This window comes from Aureibacillus halotolerans (genome assembly GCF_004363045.1).
GTDB lineage: Bacteria > Bacillota > Bacilli > Bacillales > DSM-28697 > Aureibacillus > Aureibacillus halotolerans.
The window spans coordinates 82,174-89,887 of record NZ_SNYJ01000016.1; the positions used below are offsets into that span (position 1 = coordinate 82,174).

The window sequence follows — 7,714 nt, forward strand, 5'->3', positions numbered from 1 at the left end:
GACGTCCAGGTCAACTACGAATGTGTTGTTCCTTTTCAGGTGGTGTCTCGTGCTGATTTCCCTAAACTACTCCTATATTGAGCAGGGGTCACTTCAAACACTCGTTTAAACGCCCGACGAAAGGAATGCGAGCTATTGTAGCCCACTTTTTCCGAAATGTCTTGAATCGTATCTTCTGTCGACGTCAAAAGAATGGTGCTCTTTTCCAGACGGACGTGTTCAATATATTCAGCAATATAGTGCCCCCTTTGCTCTTGGAATAGGCGTGAAAGATATTTTTCAGGTTTACCGATTGCTTTCGCAATATCATAATTCGAAAGATTGGCGTCATGACTATGTTGGTCTATATAGTGCATCATCGTCGCAAGCACTTCTTCTCCAGCAGCCTCTTTAACCTGCCTTTGTTGTGTAGCATACGTGTGAATAATGTCAGAGAATACATGCAGGACATACTCACTTCCAGAAGCCATTTCGAGGCTGAACAACCTTTGTTGAAGCTGGACATCGCTTTGCAGCTGCATCGCCTGAGGTGACAAGGCTCTCATGAAAGTGCCTTTCAGCTGAGACAGCACTTGTTGAGCAATCATAGGATGTTGCTTCTCCTGAACCTGTGCATTCAAAATGTCACGAATAAGTTGAAGGGCATCCTCTACCTCACCTGATTTTAAGGCTGTAAAAAGCCGTACTTCCATCTCAATAGAATAATTTAAAAACGGACTGGACACGTCATAGTCGCTATGCCAATACACACCTGGTTCACTTTTTAGGATCGCATAGTCAAGCAAACGACGCGCCATATCATATGACATTCCAGTTTCGGGTAGCGAAGTTAATGGCCCAACCGCGTAAGTAACGTCCAATCCATATTCGACAGGTAGCTCGTCCCGTTCTTGTATCAACTGCTCACGAAGAGTATTTTCTGTAACAGTTGTCTTATCTGGTCGAAGCACGATCCACATCAAAACTTCATCCTTATTCAGATCAACAGTCAGTAGCTGAGGGTAAAAATGTTGCAGATGATTTTTGACGATAATCTTTGCTGCCGAAAGCTCATCGTAGACTTCCGTCCCCTCCATCTGTTCATAGCCGTGGATTTTCAGAAGCAAAACGACACCATAGTCTTCAGGCGTAACTCCTGCATCCAAGGCAGACGCATGCAGATCATCACGGGAATGGAATTCACCATGGATTAGTCGGCGCAAAAACGCATCCTTTTGCAATCGTTCTTGTTGCGTTAGCTCTTGTGCAAGCGAATTATTTCGTTTAATCAACTTCGCTAAGTTTCCTTCAAGAAAAGCATATTCGTTCGTTTCTTTTCGCTTTGAGTGGTCCAAGTGCTCGCGAATAAGGGTCGCTAGCTTTGCAATAGGTGAGCTATGTCGCTTCGCAAGCAATACACTAATGACCCCACCAATTAAAAGAGTGACCAACATCACGACGAATGTCATACGACCAATAAAATCCGCGCCCTTTAAAAGACTGGTTTTTGGAACAGACGCAACATACTGCCAGCCACTTTGATCAGATGTTACGGAGATGATATACATGTCCTCACCATTTTTCATTCTCTTTTCAACAACTTGCTCCTCATCACTAAAATCTTTGGTGTATACTTCGTTAGAGCTAATGCCTGCATTCGCCAGAAGGTTGCCATGTTCGTCTTTAATATAAGCCCATCCCCCTGGTAGAACGAAGGAGTTCATTTGCTGCTGGAACCACGACTTCTCAATTGGAATCAAAACAGTCGCTTTCACATTGCCATTGCTATGGAAAGGAAGAGACTGCATTAACGTCACCATTGGAATAGTGCGCTTATTCCAATTATAAAGCGATAGTGCACGTACACGATGATTGTGTGGTTGAAAAATCATTTCATCACGCCACTCTTGGAAGGTCATGCTTAATATCCGATGTTCATTGAAAAAATGCTGTGGCCTCGCATACGCCGAACCGGGGATCAATACCATATCAGCATCCCATATATAAAGCTGTAAATAGTCTAGGAGCTGGTTTGTGGAGGCGTACACGGAAAGCTGCTCTGTGACCGATCGTACGTCCATCACCTGATCCTCTAGAGATGGTCCTCCTGCCAGCAGCCGATTGACGTTAGGTTGTAAAGAGAGCTCACGAATGAAGCTTTCCACTTCAAGCATACGATTTTCAATACTCGTACGACTTTGATTGAGTGCAGCCAGACTAGAATCGACTGCATTTGATTTCGCGACAGACACAGACACATAATAGGATATGAGGCCAGTAAATAGCGGAATAAGTAAAATACACACATAGGAAACGAGCATTCGTTTAAATGTACTCATCGAGTCCCTCCTTTACGAAAACCCTTACATAGTTATATTTTCGGGATGTGCCTTAACATTTCCTTCCCACTAAATTTTCATCATGTAAATTCGAGAGAAGGTTTACCTATACATTAAACTTTCACGTTGACCTATCTCAGTTCATCTCAAGAAAGAAAAAAAGCCGAACTGTCCTATGAAATTCCGAGTGAATTTCGTAGTCGTTCAGGCTTTTTTACATTATTCTCGTCTTGGATTAATGAATTAGAGGCTTCTATACATGTTATTGATTGTTGAAATCATCAATCACTTGTTGCCCGCCAGCTGCTTTCCATTCCTCAATGGCTTCATCAAACTCTTCTTCATCAATCTGACCTAAAGCATATTTAAAGGTTGCATCTTCAATTATCTGCATCAGGCTTTCAGATTTCGTAATATAGGTTTCTGAATCTAGCCCTAAGGATGCATCCATGACGGCGTACTGCGCATTGTCTTTATAAAGCTCTTCTGCCTTTGCACGCGGCTCATAATCAAAGGCTCCTTCATATCGCCCGCTTGTAGCAGGCTCACCAATTTCGAAAGCAGAATATGGTGTAACTTGATTGTCAATTAACGTTCGGTTCTCTTCAATTTGTTTAGCCTTGCCATCAACCACTTCGTAATGCTCGCCCTCGACTCCCCAAATGATCAGATTAGCTCCTTCTGGAGTCATCAGATAATCATAAAATTCCAGAATCTTTTTTAGCTCTTCTTCAGTTTCAACTGCTGACTTTGGAAACATGATTAAGCTTCCATACCCAGGGTTCGAACGGACGCCAAATGTTCCGTCTGGTCCCTCTACATAATTGTGGACATCAAACTCCACGTCCGGATTTATCGCTTTTGCATCATCATACAGCGAAAGCACATCACCCATAGTGCCAATATATACGCCAGCAGTGCCATTTTTCAGCATTGCCTGTTGATCCGTTTTGCTCGTCACCTGGGCATCTTGGTTAATATAGCCGTTTTCATAGATGTCTTTAAAATAATTCAGTGTTTGCTTGTATTCTGGGAACATAAACTCTGGGAGGATTTTTCCGTCCTTCTCTCCCCACATATTCGGTCCTCCAAACCATGTGCCCATTGCCTGGAATGTCCCTATTCCTGCACGATCGGTTAATCCAATCGTATCATCTTTGCCATTCCCATCTGGATCATCTTCTGTAAACGCTCTCAACATATTGTAAAGCTCATCCGTTGTCGTTGGGGCATCAAGCCCAAGATTGTCTGCCCAATCTTTTCGATAGATGAGCCCTGTTCGTGAGCGCGGTCTTCCCATATAAAGCGAATATAACTTCCCATCTATTTTTGCATTGTCTAGCGTTTCATCATATAGCTTGCTCAAATTTTCATAGTCATCAAGGTAAGGACCAAGCTCCCAAAATTGCCCGTCCCTTACTGATTCCTTGAAGAGAATAAGCTCAGCGGTATTAACAAGAATTGCCTCAGGTGCGGAACCAGTGACAAAAGCCGTATTCAGCTTTTCACCATACGTGTTTGATGGTGTCCATTGAACAGTGAGCTCGGTATTGGTCGCCTCCTCCATCATTATTTCAAGTCGTTCATTAGGTGTTTCGGGAGTGTGCAAATTCAACAATAGTGAAAAAGAAAAGGGTGTATTTTCTCCGCCCTCACTCCCACCCGATGAAGCGCTTTCATTATTTGCGCATCCAGCTACCAAAAGCAATGCAGCAATAAACCAGACCCCTACTTTTTTTCTCATAAGCTCCTCCTTAAAATCAAAAGATATGCTATAACATTACTTGTGTGGCAATGAAAAAGATACAATCATTATCTAATAAAACGTCAATCTTAGTTAATGATTGTTTGTTGATCCTTTAAACTTACTTGAAAAATATACTCAAAAATGACATCCAGCATGCACAGATACCTCAAAAGTGTGCCGAAAAATGATCTATTTAGATTGAAAAGCCGCTAGTCACAGCTGTCCGTTGGATGGCATCGCTTTTTGCAAGCGCTAAATTACTTGTCGCACAACAGCTTCGAGAGATGACAATCGCTCACATATATATCTATTTACGTGAACTTTTGTATGGATTGCTGTAAACTACGAAACCCCCTTTTTTAACAAAAGGGGGCATTGTCACTTTTATGATGGACCCTACGGCAATAGCACTGGCGAACGACGGTGCAGCGTGCCCTGTTCATAGCTATAGGCAACATTGAGCAGCACAGGTTCTTCAAACTTCCGTGCCATAAACTCAATGCCAACCGGAAGCCCTTTTGCAGTAAAGCCTGCCGGAACGGTGATAGCAGGAAAGCCAGAAAACGAACTAAGCAGGACATTCGTTCCAACTAGTTGCTCCTCACCAATCAATGCTGCTGGGTGAGAGGATGTTGGATAGACAAAGGCGTCCAATGATTGTTTGGCCATTGCCGTAAGTAATGCTTCTTGAGTCAGCTTCGTTCTGAAAAGCACAACATCCTTGTATTCTTCTTCATTTAAGGATTTACGTGAATCCCTTGCTTTTAGTAGTCCTTCAATGGCTGGATCATACGCATCCGCTTCAATAATCTCTGTTAGTGAACTATAAGGAGCTTCCTCGCCTAGCGACTCTAGGTAGTCGTTCAGCTGAAACTTAAACTCCCATCCACTTAGACTGGAATAGGACATAATATCATCAAAATCTGAAAGCGTGATGGGAACGACTTCAGCACCAAGAGCTTCCATATCCACAATGGCTTGATTCATGACTTGTTTTACGGCTACAGACGTATTGTCTCCCATGAGCTGTGTGAGCAATCCTATCCGTTTGCCTATTAATCCATCGGCTTGTAAAGACTCTAGGTAGCTTGATGGAATCTGGTCATCACTCCACGCTGTCACAGGATCGTTCGCATCATAGCCAACAGTGGCTTCTAATAGAATGGCTGCATCGGTCACTGTTCGCGCCATTGGACCTCCGACGTCTTGCGTCAAAGCCAATGGGATAATACCGTCACGACTTGATAAACCAACTGTAGGTCGAATGCCGACAAGGCTGTTCATGGATGAAGGCACCCGGATAGAGCCCCCCGTATCAGAGCCTAACCCCGCCACAGCAAAATTGGCCGCTACTGCTGCGCCTGTACCACCACTTGAGCCCCCTGGATAACGCTGAAGGTCATACGGATTGAGTGTTTGTCCAAGCATTGAACCGCTTGTTGTATACCCTACAGCAAATTCATGCAAGTTTGTTTTGCCTAGAATGATGGCCCCTGCTTCCTTAAGAAGTTTAATCTGATGCGCGTCATTTGGGGGAATCGATTCGGCTAAGCAAATGCACCCTGCTGTTGTAGGCATTCCTGCCGTATCAAAATTATCCTTTGCAAGAATAGGTATGCCGTGAAGAGGACCTCTTACTCCGCGCATTGCTCGTTCTTTATCAAGCTGCGCCGCTATACCTCTAGCTTCTTCATTGATCGTTATAATTGAATTGAGTGCCGGTCCCTTTTGATCGTACCGCTGAATGCGATCCAAATAGAAATCGACGAGCTCAACGGACGTAAGTTGCCCGTTCTCAAGCATGTTTTGAAGCTCTTGAATGGTTGCTTCTTGGAGCTTTACTGGTTTAATTGTTTCATAGTATCTGGTGACAAGTGTCGCTGCCTGACTCGCTGTCAATGTTTTTCCATACCCAAAGGTTCCATTCGGAAGTCCTTGTAGGATCCCTCTTTGTGTTAAAGCCCCAATGGCTCCAGCTTCCTGTGCTTCTGCTGGTACATCAATGTACGGTGCAAACACATCCTCCCAGCCAGCAAATTGCTGGAGAAGATACGCTGCGTCCTCCCGTTCCAAAGAGCCACTATACGTGGTATCTAGCTGTACAGAACGCCCTCGCGCCTCTCCCTCTGCGCCAGACAAAAGCTCTGAAAATAGCTCAACCGTTGCCTCGTCTCCCGGGGCCACATTGTCTGTTAGCCACCCTCGTTCTTTAGCTGTGTCAAAGGGTGTCGCAGCTGTCGCATTCCCCCAACCACCGAACACAAGCAGAGAAAGCATAAGCATACCTAGCATTGCAGCTCTTCTCATCCCAACACTCCTCTCTTTTCGTTTGACATGCTTAATTCGACACATGACAAAAGATCCCTTCACAGCATAGCGCTCATGTGAAGGAATCTTACAAACTTCATTCATTATGGCTTTAAAAAGACTTCAATCACCGGGACAAGGACGTCTGGTTTCTGAATCGGAAGCTCAAACGTCACACTCCCTGGGGTGACCTCTGCATGAATATGAGACCGCACTTTCCCTGGCTCATGCTCCATGAAGTGCACCTCAGAAGCATCATTGAGGAATTGCGCATAAGCAACTTGTCCTTCCAAGCCTTTCACATGGACATGTTTCATAGGCCAAGAGAAGAGGTGAATATAAAGCACCTGCCCTTTTTGCGTCACACAGCAATGTTCTGGCGCTTCAATGGCACTCTCGCCCGCGCCAACGATGGACCGCTCATGCAGGCGCATCCATTCTCCGATGTCGGCAAGCGTTTTGGACGCCTTTGCTTCAAACTCACCACGTCCGTTTGGTCCGACATTCAATAGCAAATTGCCACCCTTTGAAACTGTATCAATCAGCATTTTCACAAGCATGTCGGGTGTTTTCCAATCGAGGTTGTCGCGATGGTACCCCCAGCTTCCTGTGAGCGTCTGGCATGCTTCCCAGATGACGGCTTCTCCATCTTTTGTCATTGCATGCTGCGGTTGATATTGTTCAGGTGTGACAACGCCACGATCAAGGTCAATTCGATTGTTCAAGAGTATATGCGGTTGCAATGAAAGCACGAGCTCCTCCAGCTCCTCGGATGCCCAATCATTTTTGTCCTTTCCTGGCGCCCAGGATTCAAAACGCTCTGGATATGAAAAGTCGAACCACATATAGTCAATATGCCCGTAATTGGTGAGCAGTTCCTTCACCTGACCATGCATAAATGTTCGGTAAGACGCCATGTCCCCCTTCCACTTTTCACGCGCCTCCATATCGTCGCGCAGTGGATGCAAACCATCAAGAGTAAAATCAGGATGGTGCCAGTCAATTAAAGAATAATAAAAGCCAATTTTAATGCCTTCCTCCCGAAATGCATCGACAAACTCCGCAAGCAAATCACGACCAATCGGCGAATTTGTCACCTTAAAGCTCGTCAATGCGCTATCCCACATGGCAAACCCTTCATGGTGTTTGGTTGTAATCACCGCATAGTTTATGCCCGCTGCCTTTGCCTCTTTTGCCCATTTCTTTGCGTCATAAAGGTCTGGATTAAAATAGTGCATATAGTTCTCATCACTAGCGTTGCATTAAAAGGTACTGATCATTAAAAATACAAAGAATGTTCAATAAACAAGTCGTTATACAATGAAAAAACCCTTTACAATGG

The 7,714-nt window shown here is 44.5% G+C and carries 4 protein-coding genes; all 4 read right to left on the bottom strand.

Annotation, left to right across the window (positions count from 1 at the left end; all coding sequences use genetic code 11):
- Positions 1 to 35 precede the first annotated feature (35 nt).
- The gene (locus tag EV213_RS16040; protein WP_133581571.1) at positions 36 to 2,318 is read right to left on the bottom strand and encodes an AraC family transcriptional regulator; all 2,283 of its coding nucleotides are present in this window, start codon (positions 2,316 to 2,318) and stop codon (positions 36 to 38) included.
- Between the two features lie 262 nt (positions 2,319 to 2,580).
- The gene (locus EV213_RS16045; RefSeq protein ID WP_133581572.1) at positions 2,581 to 4,062 is read right to left on the bottom strand and encodes an extracellular solute-binding protein; all 1,482 of its coding nucleotides are present in this window, start codon (positions 4,060 to 4,062) and stop codon (positions 2,581 to 2,583) included.
- Positions 4,063 to 4,461: 399 nt separating this feature from the next.
- A complete protein-coding gene (locus EV213_RS16050; protein WP_243740212.1) occupies positions 4,462 to 6,372 on the bottom strand; it encodes an amidase family protein in 1,911 nt (636 codons plus the stop codon).
- Positions 6,373 to 6,476: 104 nt separating this feature from the next.
- A complete protein-coding gene (locus EV213_RS16055) occupies positions 6,477 to 7,610 on the bottom strand; it encodes an alpha-L-fucosidase (RefSeq protein WP_133581573.1) in 1,134 nt (377 codons plus the stop codon).
- Between the last annotated feature and the right edge of the window lie 104 nt (positions 7,611 to 7,714).

Excerpts from the sequence above, each read along its gene's own strand:
- EV213_RS16040 (WP_133581571.1), bottom strand. The coding sequence starts at position 2,318 with ATGAGTACATTTAAACGAATGCTCGTTTCCTATGTGTGTATTTTACTT.
- EV213_RS16045 (WP_133581572.1), bottom strand. The coding sequence starts at position 4,062 with ATGAGAAAAAAAGTAGGGGTCTGGTTTATTGCTGCATTGCTTTTGGTA.
- EV213_RS16050 (WP_243740212.1), bottom strand. The coding sequence starts at position 6,372 with ATGAGAAGAGCTGCAATGCTAGGTATGCTTATGCTTTCTCTGCTTGTG.
- EV213_RS16055 (WP_133581573.1), bottom strand. The coding sequence starts at position 7,610 with ATGCACTATTTTAATCCAGACCTTTATGACGCAAAGAAATGGGCAAAA.